A 14,736-nucleotide genomic window follows, 5' to 3' on the forward strand; every position below is an offset into this window, starting at 1 on the left:
ATTCTCGCCATGCGTATCCACGTGCTCGCTCTCGAGAGTCTTTTCGACACCGGCCTGTCCACGCTGCTCGATACCTTCAGCGTGGCGAATGACCTCGCGCGTTCCGGCCCGGCGGATTTCTCTTCCGCGGGCTTCGAAGTCACCGTTATCGGCGTACGCCGCGTCGTGCGTACCAGCCAGGGATTATCGGTGCCCGTCGTTTCCGCAGCGCGCAGCGGAGATCCGGATGTTGTGATAATCCCTGCGCTTGGGTCAAAAACGCCCGATGCGCTGCAGGAAGCGCTTCAGCGCCCGGATGTGGCCGATGCGGGGAAGTTGTTACGCCTATGGGCTGATGGCGGTGTTCTGCTCGGCGCTGCCTGCACCGGAACGTTTGTTTTGGCCGACAGCGCTCTTCTCGACGGGCGAAGCGCTACCACTTCATGGTGGCTTGCACCGCTGTTCCGGAAACGTTTTCCCCTGGTTGCGCTTGAGGACTCGCGCATAGTGATCAATTCCGGAGGGTTTGTCACCGCGGGGGCAGCGCTTGCGCACATCGACCTCGCCCTGTGGTTTATCCGGCAAAGCAGCCCGGCCCTTGCTGCCCTGGCAGCCCGTTTCCTGCTGATGGAATCTCGCTCGTCACAATCTATTTTTTCTGTTCCAGCCTATCTCGCTCACGTCGATCCATTGGTAGAACGGTTTGAGCAATGGGCCCGCCTGAACCTGGCGCAGGGTTTTTCGCTCGGCGACGCGGCCAAGGCTGTGGGAACAAGCGAGAGGACGCTCTCCCGGCGTATACGGAGCATAATGGGGAAAACCCCCCTCGCATACTTCCAGGATATCCGTATCGAACGCGCCGTACATTTCCTGAGGACGAGTGGCGAGAGCGTCGATGCGATTGCTGCCCGGGTCGGATACTCGGATGGAACGACGCTGCGCACATTGCTGCGCCATAAGATCGGCAGGACGGTGAGGCAACTGCGCATCTCATCCTGACCATCACCGGGTAAGCCCGGTCTCGGTCTCTTTGCTGGAATCGTCCCCGACGTGAGCCAGGCGGTACAGCACCGGCAGGACGAGCAGCGTCAGAGCCGTGGACGATAGAATTCCTCCAATCACTACCGTTGCCAGCGGCCTTTGCACCTCTGCCCCGGTGCTTGTGGCGAGCGCCATGGGGATGAAGCCGATGGCCGCTACGAGTGCGGTCATCAGCACCGGCCGCAGCCGTGTGAGCGTGCCGGTTTGAATGGCGTCGTCGAGGGCAAGACCCTTCTTCCGGAGATCGCGGATAAAGGCCAGCATGACCAGACCGTTCAGTACCGCGACACCCGACAGGGCGATGAACCCTACGCCTGCTGAAATGGAAAGGGGAATATCGCGCAGCCATAATGCCCAAACCCCACCGCTGAGGGCGAACGGGACACCGGTAAACATGAGCAATCCATCCCGGAAATTTCCGAACATGGTGTAGAGCAGCACCAGAATCAGCCCGAAAGCGATGGGGACGATGATGCGGAGACGCTCGGCGGCCGAAATGAGCTGCTCGAATTGGCCTCCCCACGTTATCCAGTATCCCGAAGGAATCTGCACTTTTCCGGCGATTCGCGTTTCCGCATCGCTCACGAAGGAGCCGAGATCCCGTCCGCGCACGTTGGCGGTGACCACCACCCTGCGCTTGCCATTTTCGCGGCTCACCTGATTGGGGCCCTGGGCTACTTCCAGGTTGGCTACTTCACCCAGCATGATATAGCCGAAGGCGCCAGCAGAGCCGGAGGCCGCGCCCGCGGCGGAATCGGGCAGCTTGATCGGCAAGCGCTTGAGAACCTCGATATCGCTGCGCAGGGGCTCCGGCAGGCGTACCTGCAGGTCGAAGCGGCGATCGCCGTCATAGACGATGCCGGTGCTTCTCCCTCCGACCCCAATGGTGACGGCATCCTGGACATCGATTGCGTTCAGGCCATACCGCGCCATTTTCGCGCGGTCCATCCGAACCGACAAAACGGGCAATCCGCTGATCTGCTCGGTTCGCACATCCGCCGCCCCTGGTACCATATCCAGCACTTTTTCGATCTGCTCTCCCACGGCGAGCAAGATGTCCATGTCGTCGCCAAATACTTTCACCGCGACATCCGCGCGTACGCCGGAAAGCAGCTCATTGAAGCGCATCTGTATCGGCTGGGTAAACTCGTAATTGTTGCCCGGTATCTGCCGCACTGCCTTTTCCATCGCGGATACCAGGTCCGCCTTGGTATGATGCGTTCCCGGCCATTCCGATTCCGGCTTGAGGATGACGAAGATATCCGAGACACTGGGGGGCATCGGGTCGGTTGCAATCTGCGCCACGCCGATTTTGGAAAAGGTCCTGTCCACCTCGGGAAACGCCTTGATCTTTTTTTCCACCTCGTTCTGCATTTCGATGGACGTGGTGAGGCTGGTGCCGACAATGCGAATGGCATGGAGCGCGATATCTCCCTCGTTGAGGCTGGGCACGAATTCGCTGCCCATCCGGGTGGCCAGCAGGGCGGACAGGGACATGATCACCATGGCGAGCGTGACCGTCAGGGCCTGGTTGCGCATGGCGGCATCGAAAGCGGGCGCATAGGCCTTCCTCGCCCATGTCATCGCCATGTTCTCCTTTTCCGCCACCTTGCCGGAGAGAAAGAGGGCGATCGCCGCGGGAACGAAGGTGACGGAGAGTATCATTGCGCCCAGCAGGGCAATGACGACGGTAAATGCCATGGGGTGGAACATTTTTCCTTCCACTCCCGAAAGTGCGAAGATCGGCAGGTAGACGACCATGATGATGAGTTCGCCGTAGATGAGCACCCTTCGCGCCTCCCGGGATGCGTCGAAAACCATCTGGAAGCGTTCTGCGGCGGTGAGTGTCCGGCCCAGCCTTTTCTGTTCGTGGGCCAATCGCCGGACACTGTTTTCGATGATCACGATGGCGCCATCCACGATGATGCCGAAATCCAGCGCGCCTAGACTCATCAGGTTGGCACTGACATGGTTTGCAACCATCCCGGTAAAAGTGAACAGCATCGACAGCGGAATGACGAGCGCGGCGATAAATGCCGCGCGCATATTTCCCAGGAACAGGAACAATACCGCGATTACCAGGATGGCGCCCTCGAGCAGGTTGGTGGAGACCGTTCGTATGGACCTGTCCACCAGGACGGTGCGATCGTAAACAGGCGTCGCGACTACGCCCTGGGGCAGGTTTCGGTTGATATCCTCCAGTTTCTGGATTATTGCGCGCGAGACGACGCGGCTATTCTCGCCAATGAGCATATGCGCGGTGGCCAGCACCACTTCCTTGCCATTTTCGGTTGCGGCCCCATTGCGCAGTTCCTTGCCGATAATCACATCGGCAACGTCCCGGATGCGTATCGGCACGCCCTGGCGGCTTCCCAGAATGACGTCGGCAATTTCATCCAGCGTTGCCACCTGGCCGGGAACGCGCACCAGGTATTGTTCTCCGCTTTTTTCGATATAGCCTGCGCCTACATTGAGATTGTTCCGTTCCAGGGCAAGAACGACATCCTGCAGTGTCAGGCCGAAAGAGAGCAATTTTTCCGGATAGGGTTCGACGTGAAACTGCTTGACGAAGCCGCCGATGGCATTGACCTCGGTGACCCCTTTCACCATGCGCAATTGCGGCCTGATGATCCAGTCCTGGATTTCGCGCAAATCGGTCGTGGCATACGCCGTGCCGTCCGGTTTCAGCGCATCCTCGTCCGCATCGACAGTCCACATCACAATTTCCCCCAGACCAGTGGAAATGGGGCCCATCACGGGCACGATTCCGGGGGGCAGGTTGGCCCTGGCCTCCTGAATACGCTGATTCACCAGTTCGCGCGCAAAATAAATGTCGGTATCATCATCGAAAATGATCGTTACCTGCGACAGTCCATACCGCGAAAGGGAGCGGGTATAGTAGAGATGGGGGAGTCCGGCCATGACCGTCTCTATGGGAAAAGTGATGCGTTGCTCCGCCTCGACGGGTGAGTAGCCGGGCGCCTGGGTGTTGATCTGCACCTGAACATTGGTAATGTCCGGCACGGCATCGATAGGCAGCTTCTGGTAGTTGTACACGCCAAGCGCCGCCATAGCCAGCACCGCACCCAGGACAAAACCGCTTCGGTGTATGGATATACGTAGGATACGTTCAATCATGGCGCAATGGTTTATCCAGTTTTCCTATGGTTTGAAGATGGCTGGCGGTCCCGCTCAATGGTCATGGGAAGCGCCGGCTTTACCTAGTTCGGCTTTGATGGCGAAACTATTGCCTGCGGCATATTGTTCCCCCGCCGCGAGTCCACCGAGCACTTCGATCATCCGTCCGTCGCTGCGGCCCAATTTGAGCGGACGCGCTTCGAAGTGTTCCCCGTATCGGCCGAATACCACCGAGTGGTCGTTCAGGGTCTGGATGGCATCCGCGGTGACGGCGATTGGCACTTCGATTTCTTCCGTTATCAGCTCGGCCGTGACGAACATGCCCGGAAGCCAATGGCCTTCCCTGTTATCCAGCACGACCCGGGCGGTGGCGGTGCGGGTCTGGACGCCGATCAGCGCGCTGATATAGGAAATGACGCCTTCACCTTCGGCGCCGGTTGCGGTGGATCTGATGGTGGCGGTTTCCCCGGTCCTGACCACTTCCAGGTCTTTCGCGTAAACTGTGATTTGCGCCCACACTTCCGATACGTCGGCTATGGTGAAGATGGCCGCATCTTCCTTGAGTGTCTGGCCCTGGGCTATGGCTTTGGCAGTGATGAGTCCGGAAATAGGGGCCCGGATGTCGTATCGGGCAAGATTAGCCCTCTGGTTGATCGCTTCGGATGGTATGCCGAGTGTATGCAGTTTGGCTAGCGCGAGATCCGAGGCGATCCCGGCTTCGGCCAGGGCTTGCTGTGCCGCGAGATAATCCTGTTTGGCCGAAATCTTCTCTTCCCATAATTGCTTCTCGCGCTCGTAGGTAATCCGCGCCAATACTATCCGTTTCCGCGCTGTCAGGAATTGCGCGCGCAAGTCAGCCAGCACTTGGCTTTCGATGACTGCAAGCACCTCACCTTTCTTTACGTGCTGACCATGGTGGCGATACACCGCGGTGACGATACCTGGCAGGCGGGGCACGACTTGCACGATGGTATGCTCGTCGAATACGATTTCGCCTGGGACCTTGAGTGTGGGCCTGATAACGCCGGGTCCCGCGGTGCGCAGTTCAATTCCTGCGCGCTCGATCAGTTGGTCCTGCATCGCGACCCGCGCTTCGACCTGGCTATGGCCCCAGCGGTAAGTCTTGTCGCCATACTCGGCCGCAATGGCCATATCGAATGAATGCGGTTCTTCCACGATCTGATCGCCAAGCAGGAAGTCGGCCTGAGGCTCGAAATTAAAAACTTGCGCCGGCGCGCCGAGCCGCGACAGGGTAACGGTTACGCTGGCAGCCGAAGGAGGCAGCGGCCTGCCGTCTTTGTAAAGGTAAAGACGCAATTCTGGCGGCACTCCTTTTTCGAAGATGGTCACTTCCACCCCGAATCCATCCCCGGTAAAAAGTTTTCCTCCCTTCGGCCCCCTGCGGGGCTCATTCCCGGTATTTTTCCCGGAGACCGCCCCTTCTTTCTCATGACCATGAAGGCCATGCTCATCCGGGTGAGCCTGCGACGATTCCTGTGATTCCGCGTGATTTTCACGGGTTTCCCCCGGCTTGTCCCACGCGAGGATCAATCCACCCAATATGACTCCGATAGCGATAACGATGCCGATCGGGATGATTTGCTTCCTATTCATGATCGCTCCTCGAGACCGTACCCGGGCTGCCGTTATTAAATGCTGTCGCGCCTGGGGCGCCGCCGACCGGTCCCGCGATCAGGCGCTCGATTTCATTGACCAGGCGCTGGTAGTTGGCAAGGGCGCGTACGTATAAGACCCGGTTCTGGAATAGGGTGCGTTGCGTGTCGAGCATTTCCAGAAATCCGAACCGTCCCAGTTCGTAACCCCTGGTAGTGACCTCAAACGCGCTGGTTGCGCCCGGCAGGATTTCATCGCGCAGCATGGAGATTTCATTCATCGCCGCCGAAAGCGCTTCGTAAGCCTGGGTAAGCTCTGTTTTAAGCCGCAACTCGGTGGCTGCCTGCTCGTCGACGGCTTTGTCTACCCGCTGACGGGCTTGCAGGATATTGCCCTGATTGCGGTCGAACAATGGCAGCGGCACTATCACGGCAGCGACAGGGGTAGTGCCCCCGAGCGCAGCATGATGAACGGCGCCCGCTTGAACCGTGAGGTTAGGGATGCGCTTCGTTTGCTCCACATCCAGCAGCGCTTTACGCTGTTCTATGTTCTTCATGGAGCGCAGCGCCATGGGGCTGGCGAGCGCGCGTTCCACCAGTTCTTCGAAGCGCGGCAGGATAACGGATGATTCAAGATCACCCAATACCCTGCCGAATTTGGGCGAAGCATTACCCCATAGCAATGCCAGGCGCTTGCGCGCGGATTCCAGCTCGCGTTGCGCCTGCACCAGCGCAATCCTCGTGGTGGAAAGCGCCACGCCGACCCGTGTCTCCTCGATGGGAGGAACTTTTCCTGCCTGGACACGTTTTGCAACGGAATTCACTACCCGTTGCGCCAGGTCCTGGCTTTCTTCGGCGAGGCGCAGTTGTTCCTGTCCGGCAAGCACCTCCGTAAAAACGTTTGCCACCCGGGCGATGAGCTCCACGCGCCTGATTTCGTAATCCCGGGCAGCCAGTTCCTCGCCCAGAGACGCCGCCGCGACTCGCGCAGCACGTTTTCCGCCGAGTTCGATCAACTGATAGATACGGATAGTGCTCATTTGCTGGACCACTTCCTGCGCAACCGACTTCTGAGAGTTAATATCGCCTGTAAGCGGTTGAACATTTCCGATATTCTCAACGTTCATCGATAATTCGGGGTTTGGCAGCAGACCCGCCTGCAAGGTCGCACCCTTGAGCGCACGTTTTTCCTTTTCAAAGGCGGCTAGTTCAGGATTGCGTTGCAGCGCCAGGAGAGCTGCATCCCGCAAGGTGAGCTCTTTCTGCTCCTGAAGCAGGGGCGGGCTTGAATAGTCCGGGTGGCTGCCATATGTGTCGGTTACCGCCCCCGAAAAACTGTTTTCCGCAAGTGCCGAAGGCATGCAGCCGGGCGCGAGGGCAAGTAATCCCATCGGCACCGAAAGCCGCAATACCGTGAACAATGCGCTAAAGCTCATAAAATCCTCCGCGAAGGTGGTGCGTCATCCCATCTGCAGCCGGGCGGCTGCGATTGCGCAAAGAGCAAGGCAAGGATAGCGCTGTACGTCAGTACAACGCGGCAGGTTGGCGCAAGGAACGAAGCCCGCTAGTTCAGGCAGCTTGGATGAAGCTCAGGTGGACAGGACGATCCGGATGCTGCCAGATGCTTCCAGCGCAACCCACCGATCGATTCACAAGGATGCTTTAGGGGGATGAAGAGGCGAATCCGGAATGGACTCGGGGACGATGACAGAAAGAAATGCAATTGGCGATTCCGCACCCACCACCGCCGGGACGAGCGGAGGAGAAATGAAGAAAAAGGGTTGATACTGCCCCGCCGCATGGAGGCAAAGGTGCGTGGCGGCATCCATATGCCCCTCGTCATTGCTGGTGGCACGCTGGTGCGCTTCGAGATGGGCGGTGGGATCCAGGGAAAGCAAATGATGCTCATGATCGAGCTCATGGGCAAATACCTCGCCATTGAACGCCCAGCCAAAGGCGTTGGTCATCATGCTGATGAGCAATAAGAGCATGATCGAATTGATATGGCGGTGCATGTTCATGACGCCGAAATTGTATACCCCTATAAAGGGTGCTGCCAATATTTGTTTTTCGGATGCCTTGCGTGATTGCAGCGCGGCTGCAGGCACGTTATCCGAAGACGTTGCGCTGAGCAGGATTTGCTCAGGTTTTCCTGCAGGATAATCAGGGTGGGAACGCAATCTTCAAAGCTGAACAAGCAATCAAATGTGTGCTCGGCAGTCCGCTGGCGAGCAAGGCGCCCGCCGGGGTTGAGCTTGCGATTGTGTCACTGAGGATTGTTCATCCTCTGTGCATCCAATGCTTTTTTGATCGTTTTTGCCAACTCCTTCGCGTCGCCCTTGCCCCAGTAGTGCATGAAAAAATAATGCGGGTTGTCATGCGCCATATGTTGATGAATCGCCACAATATTCATGCCGCCCGCCCGCATCGTTCTCAAGACAGCCTGCATTTCATCGGCAAGCATGGCGAAATCTCCATCGACCACTGCCCCGCTGTCCGTACCCGCAAACGCTGCCCATGTATTTATACCCATTTCCTTTCCGATCGAGACGCCATGGACGGTGGCAGGACGGCCAATCGTGACCTTGAACATGCCATCCTTTGAGGTTCCTTTCATGCTCAGGATTTGTTCCAGAGGCTGAGCGGAAATCTTGTTCTCCGGCGGGGTAGCCTTGGGAAACCGGGATGAGGGCATAGGCTGTGCAGCGCGAATCTCAGCCATCTTGTCATAAATCTTCCTGACGCCTATTGCAAGTTCCGCGGCGCTTCCCATGCCACCGATGTGCATGAAATACACCTTGGGTTCGTCATAGAAAAAATGGTTATGCAAGGCGGTGATTTCCAATCCCGCTTCAAAAGCAGTGCTCATGACCGGGTTCACTTCATCTTCGAACAGCACGGTATCGCCCATCATCACCACCCGCCCATCCGTGGCAGAGACAGTAAAAGCAGCCCATGAAGTCAAGCCCATGAATGGCGGCATCGGCCACTTATCCACTTGTATATTTACGTCCGTACGCGGCTGCGATACCTTGAGAACATTCTCTTCTTTGGAATATGTTCCCTTCAGCCCCGTTAATCTTTCGATCTCTGCCGTATTGAAAGTGGCCGAAGTATCCGCTGCATGGGCGGTCGCGATGATAAACCCCCATGCAGCGCTAACAAGAGCGTGCTTGATAACCGAAGAATAGAGCATGGCGATTCCTCTTCTGGCTAAACCAGGTTGGAAATAATCATGGAAGGAGCGAACTGCATCAGCACCATACCGATGATGCCGCAGCCCAGAATGACTGGAATGACTCCAACCTTGAAGCGGAATAAAGCAATCATTGCGATAGCGGCAAGCAAGACGGAAAGCCAATCTACACTGGCGGCCCCGGATGGCCGGAAAACATGGTAAGCGAAAAATAAGGCGAGATTGGCGATAATCCCTACTACCGCGGCGGTAATCCCGGTAAGCGGGGATGTCAGTTTCAGATTGCCATGCGTGGTTTCGATAAAAGGACCACCGAGAAGAATGAAAACAAAACTCGGCAAAAATGTAAAAAAAGTGGCGATAGTGGAGGCGATAAAAGCCGATACGAATAATGCGTCCGGACCGAATAGCGCCTTAGTCCAACCGCTTACAAAACCGACGAACGTAACCACCATGATGAGAGGGCCGGGCGTGGTTTCGCCCAGGGCGAGCCCATCAATCATCTGGATCGGCGTGAGCCACTGGTAATGCTCTACCGCACCTTGATAAATGTACGGTAAAACAGCATAGGCTCCACCGAAAGTAAGCAAGGCAGCCTTGGTGAAGAACCAGCCAATTCGGGTGAATGTGCTATCCCAGCCAAAGCCGAGGAAAAGGCCGCCCATGACGATTCCCCAGATGGCAAGCCCTGTGGCCGCTACGTGAATAAACTTTGCCTTGCTGAATAAAGCATGCGGTGGTATCGGTGTATGGTCGCCAATCCATGCACTCCCCGGTTTTTTTTCCGCAGCATCCTGTCCGTCTGCTGTTTTGGAATGGTGCGGCGCGATGCGCCCGGCCAAATACCCAATCAGGCCTGCGGCCAGCACGATAACGGGAAACGGTAATTCAAAAACAAAGATGGCGAGGAATGCCAGTCCGGCAATACCCCAGGTGACGGCATTTTTCAGGACGCGAGACCCTATCCGGTAGGCGGCGAATAGAACAATGGCTACTACAGCGGGCTTGAAGCCATACAGCATGCCGGCAACCGCGGGAACCGAGCCATAAGCCATGTAAACCCACGTAAGCCCCACCAGAATGAAAAAAGACGGCAATACGAAGAGCATGCCTGCGAGAAGGCCGCCGGAAGCGCGATGCATGAGCCAGCCGATATAGGTAGCGAGCTGCTGCGCTTCAGGGCCGGGCAGGACCATGCAATAATTCAAGGCATGCAGAAAGCGGTTTTCTGAAATCCAGCGTTTTTTTTCGACCAGATCGTGATGCATGATCGCAATCTGGCCCGCTGGACCGCCAAAACTTATGAATCCGAGCTTCAGCCAGTATAAAGCGGCTTGTGCGAGCGTAACGGGAGGGGAAATATCTGAATTGACTACGGTATCGCCTTCGCCTGGTACGTCCATGTGCTCTCCTCCAGGTTAAAACCAAGATGGAGCAGGCCTTGGACGCTAAGCGTCTTGAATGGGGAGGCTGCTAAATCCCCGGTGACAGCCAATGCTAATTATTCCGGTAAAAAAGGCAAGTGCGGCATCATGCCTTTTCACCATTCTCCTCTCCGCCCTTCGGTCCCCAGAAGACGACCCACGTTCCGAAGTCGCCGGAGAAATTTTCGAAGTGATGTGCGATATTGGCCGCAACGAACAGGCAATCGCCTGCCTTGAATGGATAACGGTCGCCATCGATTACGAGCTCGCCTGTTCCTCGATGGATGAAATAAATTTCATCCTGTTCATGCGGTGTTTGCGGATCGTGGCCTTTCGGAGCGTAATACTCGACCGACATGCTCCCATGCGCCAGCGCTACGGCAAAGGGCTCGCCCATGGGCCATTCCGGCGTCGCGGGACCGGGAATACGGGAAACGACTTCTTCGACCGTTGCTTTCATCTTCACAGGAAAATCCTCCAAGCCCTAATGGCTATTCATCCCCGGCCGCTTGCTCCGTTTCGCGCGGCACTTCCTTGAACCTGCCGGAAAGCGCTGCAAGAAACTGGCTGCGGGTGGTCAGAAAAGTATAAAGGGGAAACGCGAGCACGCCAAAGAACACGCCCAGCAGCAGGCCGGCAAACGGCGCCAGGAGAAGCACGAGTAGCGCCTTGCCCATACCGCCGCTCTGGAACGTATAGAAGGCATTCAAGGGAGAAAATAATGTGTTGGCGCAACAGAACGACAGCGAGCTGAACTTGATGAAGGAAATGAAGTCGAGTTGTACCAGGTATCTGCTCACTTGATTCTCTGCGAGAAGTTTGCCGTGAAAGTTGGCGCCGGAGAAATGGCTGCGTGAATTCATTGTAGTCAATCCATACGCGCCGCACAATGTCGGCATATTTCCCGGTTGAAGGCGGGACTATGGGACTATATCGGCCTGGATGAAACGTAAACGAATAGCGGTGGCACGAAGTCGATTGAAGTACGCACTGCTCGTGCTAGACTGAAAAAAGAGATCCTTTCTGCGCGGCCCTGTCCCGCGTCCGTTTCGCGGACGGCGGCACTGGCGCGATGCGCAACGCCATGCAACGAGGTCGGGCGATTAGAGGCTTCCCGGCCGGTCTGTCAACCAGATTCAGCGCTTTCCAAGAGGAATGGCATGGAACAATCTAGCCAGCTCGTCGCAGCCAAGCTCGTATTGCCCCCTGATGTGATCGCCCTCGTCCCCATGCGCAACGTGGTGTTGTTTCCGCATGTGCTGATGCCCATCACGGTGGGCCGCGCGAAATCCATTGCCGCGGTGGAGTACGCACTGGATTCGAGCGCCCAGATCGGGATAGTTCTGCAAAGGGATCCTGCTATCGACGATCCGGATCTCGACGCATTGTTCGGCATGGGCACCGTAGTCAACATCGTCCGGTATCTCAGTTCCGCAAATGGCCTGCGCCACGCGGTTTGCCAGGGCGTGGAAAGATTTGGCATCGAGGAACCGGTTGGAGGTTATCCATTTCTTGCGGCCCGCATCCGGCGTATCGGCGACCCGGCCGAGGTATCCACGGAAGCCGAGGCGCTCGGGATGCAATTGCGCGAGCGCACGGTGGAAATCCTCTCATTGCTGCCGGGCGTGCCAGCAGAGCTTGCGCATGCGCTGCAGGCTACCAGGGCGCCCTCGCAACTGGCGGACATCGTAGCCAGCCTGCTGGATACCGAGGTGAGCGAGAAGCAGATGCTGCTCGAAACGATCGGCGCGGAAGAGCGGTTGAAAAAAGTACTGGAGATCCTTTCCCGGCGCATCGAGGTGCTCCGGTTGTCGCAGGAGATTGGTGCGCGCACCAAGGAGAACCTGGAAGATCGCGAACGCAAGTTTTTGCTGCGTGAGCAACTCAAGACGATACAGAAGGAATTGGGCGAGTCCGATAGCGACGATCAGGAAATAGAGCAGTTGAGTCAAGCGATCGGTGAGGCTGGCATGCCTGACGAAATCGAAGCCCAGGCCCGCAAGGAATTGCAGCGGCTGCAACGCATGCCGCCTGCTTCGAGCGAGTATTCCATGCTTCACACTTACCTGGAGTGGATGGCGGAGTTGCCCTGGCGGCTGCCGGAAGACGTGCCGATAGACCTGAAGGCGGCACGTGCAATCCTCGATGCCGATCATTTCGGGCTTGAGCGCGTCAAACAGCGCATTGTCGAGTTTCTCGCCGTGCAAAAACTGAGACCGCAGGGGAGGGCGCCCATCCTTTGTTTCGTCGGGCCGCCCGGCGTCGGCAAGACATCTCTGGGTCAGAGCATCGCACGGGCGCTGCAACGCCCGTTCGTGCGCGTGTCGCTGGGCGGGGTTCACGATGAGGCCGAAATGCGCGGGCACCGGCGCACCTACATCGGTGCGATGCCGGGAAACATCGTGCAGAGCCTGCGCAAGGCAGGCGCGCGAAATTGCGTGATGATGCTAGACGAGGTCGACAAGATGTCCGCGAGCCTTCATGGCGACCCCTCGGCCGCGCTGCTCGAGGTGCTCGATCCGGAGCAGAATTCGACATTCAGGGACAATTACCTGGGCGTGCCATTCGACCTGAGCCGGGTCGTTTTTATCGCCACTGCGAATGTCATCGATAATGTGCCGCCGCCGGTACGCGACCGCATGGAGATCATCGACCTGCCGGGATATACCCGGGAGGAAAAGCTGCAGATCGCATTGCGCTATCTGCTAGGCCGCCAGCGTGAAGCCAATGGACTCAAGGAAGAACAGTGCACCATCTCGGCCGGGGCAATAAACGGCATCATCGCGAATTATACCCGTGAGGCTGGAGTAAGGCAGCTGGAACGCGAGATCGGACGTGTCATGCGGCATGCAGCAATGCGCATCGCGGATGGCGAGCGCCTGCAGGTAAATGTGGATGACGAGGATCTCGAAGCCATTCTCGGCCCTGCGAAGTTCGAGCATGAAACGGGACTGCGGGCGAGTCTGCCGGGGGTGGCGACCGGCCTTGCGTGGACCCCCGTGGGAGGGGACATTCTCTTCATCGAAGCGACGCGAGTCCGCGGTACCGGACGGCTGATCCTGACCGGACAACTGGGCGGCGTGATGAAGGAAAGCGCGCAGGCGGCGCTGACGCTGGTCAAGGGCCGGGCGGATGATTTGCGCATTCCTCCCGTGGCTTTCGAGGGGATAGACCTGCATGTGCACGTGCCCGCAGGTGCTATTCCGAAAGATGGTCCCAGCGCGGGCGTAGCGATGTTTGTCGCGCTTGCGTCGCTTTTTGCCGATCGGCCGGTGCATCACGACGTAGCGATGACTGGCGAGATCAGTTTGCGTGGACTGGTGCTGCCCGTCGGTGGAATCAAGGAAAAAGTGCTGGCTGCGCAACGCGCCGGTCTTCGCAAGGTGCTATTGCCCGCGCGGAACCGGAAAGATCTGCACGAGGTGCCTGAAGCCACCCAGGCTACTTTGGAATTCGTTTTTCTTGAAACCGTGGACGATGCGATCGAGGCAGCAATCGGGCAGCGGATTTCCGCTCGCACGGGTTCGGAATTCAAGCTCGCCTGACCGGCCTGCCCGACGCTCATCTTTTCGGATTCATTTCATGTCGAGACCGACGTCGAATCGCGCGGAATAGCCGGTCTGCGTTTCGGCAAGGGCAAGGATGAGCTGGCTTCCGCCGCGCCGGAAGATGCCATCATCTTCATTTCTTGTCCGTGGCCGCCGCTCTGTCCGGCGGGCATAGGGTTGCCGTGCGAACACGGAATCAGAAGTTTTGTCATCGAAGTAAAACTGGGAGGTAAACTCATGAGTTTGCGCATATCCCGGGCCGGTTCGAATCTTGAAATGAATATGAGGCGTCCTGCCGGGATACCAGCCCGGGTAAATCGTGACAAACCGGACCCAGCCCTCCGCGTCCGTTACCTGGTATCCGCGAAGGAATTTCCTGCCGACGGTATTGAATCCCTCATCCACGACGTCGGAATAAATACCCTGTGCGTCGCATTGCCAGATATCCACCATGGCGCCCGAGAGAGGCTTGCAGGCGGACCTGTCCACGGCACCCACGCCGAACACACCGATCTCCAGGGTGAGCGGCAGACCTTCTTTCACTGATCCGTCGGAAGGATCGGAACGGATGTCGGCACGCCGCAAGCGTTCGTCAACGAAATAAGGACCCTCCGTTTGCTGGGGTGTAACAATGCATCCCAGCGTGCTTCCCCTGGTTTCCCTGCTCGCCAGAACAGGAGGCGAATAGCCGGCGAGCATATTCATTCCAGTCAGTCCGAGCAGGGCAAGCATCCGGCGCCGGCTCATGCTCCCTTCGAGAGGTTCGTCATTGCTCATGATTTCTCCATGCTTCCGTT

The 14,736-nt window shown here is 57.6% G+C and carries 11 protein-coding genes; 2 read left to right on the top strand and 9 right to left on the bottom strand.

Annotation, left to right across the window (positions count from 1 at the left end):
* Positions 1 to 9 precede the first annotated feature (9 nt).
* A complete protein-coding gene (locus ACZ5CE_RS03850) occupies positions 10 to 978 on the top strand; it encodes a GlxA family transcriptional regulator (protein ID WP_464576412.1) in 969 nt (322 codons plus the stop codon).
* A 3-nt stretch (positions 979 to 981) separates the two neighbouring features.
* Here the strand turns inward: ACZ5CE_RS03850 and ACZ5CE_RS03855 are convergent, their stop codons facing one another.
* The 8 genes from ACZ5CE_RS03855 to ACZ5CE_RS03890 all read right to left on the bottom strand — a co-directional run bounded on the left by ACZ5CE_RS03855 (position 982) and on the right by ACZ5CE_RS03890 (position 11,254).
* The gene (locus ACZ5CE_RS03855; protein ID WP_464576413.1) at positions 982 to 4,158 is read right to left on the bottom strand and encodes an efflux RND transporter permease subunit; all 3,177 of its coding nucleotides are present in this window, start codon (positions 4,156 to 4,158) and stop codon (positions 982 to 984) included.
* A gap of 54 nt (positions 4,159 to 4,212) precedes the next feature.
* Entirely contained in the window at positions 4,213 to 5,772 is a 1,560-nt protein-coding gene (locus ACZ5CE_RS03860) for an efflux RND transporter periplasmic adaptor subunit (RefSeq protein ID WP_464576414.1), read from the bottom strand.
* A complete protein-coding gene (locus tag ACZ5CE_RS03865; protein ID WP_464576415.1) occupies positions 5,765 to 7,207 on the bottom strand; it encodes a TolC family protein in 1,443 nt (480 codons plus the stop codon). Before ACZ5CE_RS03865 ends, ACZ5CE_RS03860 begins: the two co-directional genes overlap by 8 nt.
* Before the next feature lie 213 nt (positions 7,208 to 7,420).
* On the bottom strand, positions 7,421 to 7,879 hold the full coding sequence (locus ACZ5CE_RS03870) for a hypothetical protein (protein ID WP_464576417.1): 459 nt from the start codon (positions 7,877 to 7,879) through the stop codon (positions 7,421 to 7,423).
* A gap of 158 nt (positions 7,880 to 8,037) precedes the next feature.
* The gene (locus tag ACZ5CE_RS03875; RefSeq protein ID WP_464576419.1) at positions 8,038 to 8,967 is read right to left on the bottom strand and encodes a DUF1259 domain-containing protein; all 930 of its coding nucleotides are present in this window, start codon (positions 8,965 to 8,967) and stop codon (positions 8,038 to 8,040) included.
* Positions 8,968 to 8,984: 17 nt separating this feature from the next.
* A complete protein-coding gene (chrA, locus tag ACZ5CE_RS03880) occupies positions 8,985 to 10,370 on the bottom strand; it encodes a chromate efflux transporter (protein WP_464576420.1) in 1,386 nt (461 codons plus the stop codon).
* Positions 10,371 to 10,497: 127 nt separating this feature from the next.
* On the bottom strand, positions 10,498 to 10,851 hold the full coding sequence (locus ACZ5CE_RS03885; protein ID WP_464577417.1) for a cupin domain-containing protein: 354 nt from the start codon (positions 10,849 to 10,851) through the stop codon (positions 10,498 to 10,500).
* Positions 10,852 to 10,882: 31 nt separating this feature from the next.
* The gene (locus ACZ5CE_RS03890; RefSeq protein ID WP_464576422.1) at positions 10,883 to 11,254 is read right to left on the bottom strand and encodes a hypothetical protein; all 372 of its coding nucleotides are present in this window, start codon (positions 11,252 to 11,254) and stop codon (positions 10,883 to 10,885) included.
* Positions 11,255 to 11,551: 297 nt separating this feature from the next.
* Here ACZ5CE_RS03890 and lon point away from each other — a divergent pair, with 297 nt between their 5' ends.
* Positions 11,552 to 13,936 (top strand): endopeptidase La, encoded by a 2,385-nt coding sequence (gene lon / locus ACZ5CE_RS03895; protein WP_464576423.1) that lies wholly within the window; start codon positions 11,552 to 11,554, stop codon positions 13,934 to 13,936.
* 30 nt (positions 13,937 to 13,966) lie between these two features.
* Here lon and ACZ5CE_RS03900 read toward each other — a convergent pair whose 3' ends face one another.
* Positions 13,967 to 14,716 carry an intradiol ring-cleavage dioxygenase gene (locus tag ACZ5CE_RS03900; RefSeq protein WP_464576425.1) on the bottom strand — a complete coding sequence of 250 codons (750 nt, stop codon included), beginning with the start codon at positions 14,714 to 14,716 and terminating at the stop codon, positions 13,967 to 13,969.
* Positions 14,717 to 14,736: the final 20 nt, after the last annotated feature.

Source organism: Nitrosospira sp. TNL200 (assembly GCF_055386305.1).